Here is a 629-nt window from a genome sequence, read left to right as displayed (position 1 = left end):
TTCGCGAGGCCAGTTATGCGCTGGGTATCACCCGGTGGCGAACCATCCTCAAGATTGTCATACCGACGGCTCTGCCTGGCATTGTGACCGGTGTCATGCTCGCGGTGGCCCGTGTCGCCGGCGAAACGGCGCCGCTGCTGCTGACCGTCTTCGGGACCGACTCCATCAATTTCAACCCGTTCTCCGGGCCGCAGTCGGCACTCCCGCTTTACATCTATGCGCAGGCTGGCGCACCGCAGCAGGTGGCTGTCGACCGGGCCTGGGCCGCCGCGCTCACGCTCATCGTCCTCGTGATGCTGCTGAACATCATCGCCCGGATGGTTGCCCGGTTCGCACGGGTTCGGTGATCGGTCATGCTGTCGCCGTCGCCCGTGCCTATCGTATTTTCCGTACCGTCCCCACCGTCCATGCAGTCCGTGCCGGTCACCGTACCGGCACGGCGCAACGAGCCGAGGTAACTCATGGCGACCCGTATCGACGTTTCCGGGCTGACCGCCTACTACGGGAATTTCAAAGCCGTCTCCGACATCCATTTCAGCATCGAGCCGAAGAACGTCACCGCGTTCATCGGACCGTCCGGCTGCGGAAAGTCCACTGTACTGCGGACGCTCAACCGCATGCACGAGGTG

2 protein-coding genes are annotated in these 629 nt (G+C 63.4%); both read left to right on the top strand.

From position 1 onward, the window contains the following. Positions 1 to 347 (top strand): PstA family ABC transporter permease (locus U9977_RS18545; protein WP_322750543.1); only part of this gene is annotated, 347 nt, incomplete at its 5' end. 114 nt (positions 348 to 461) lie between these two features. Beyond that, on the top strand, positions 462 to 629 hold a 168-nt coding region (locus tag U9977_RS18540), incomplete at its 3' end, for an ATP-binding cassette domain-containing protein (protein WP_322750559.1).

Source organism: Protofrankia sp. Cas8, from assembly GCF_963555845.1.
In the GTDB taxonomy this organism is placed as follows: Bacteria; Actinomycetota; Actinomycetes; order Frankiales; family Frankiaceae; genus Protofrankia.
The sequence above is the reverse complement of the archived record's forward strand: the minus strand, read 5'-3'. Positions and strand labels throughout refer to the sequence as shown.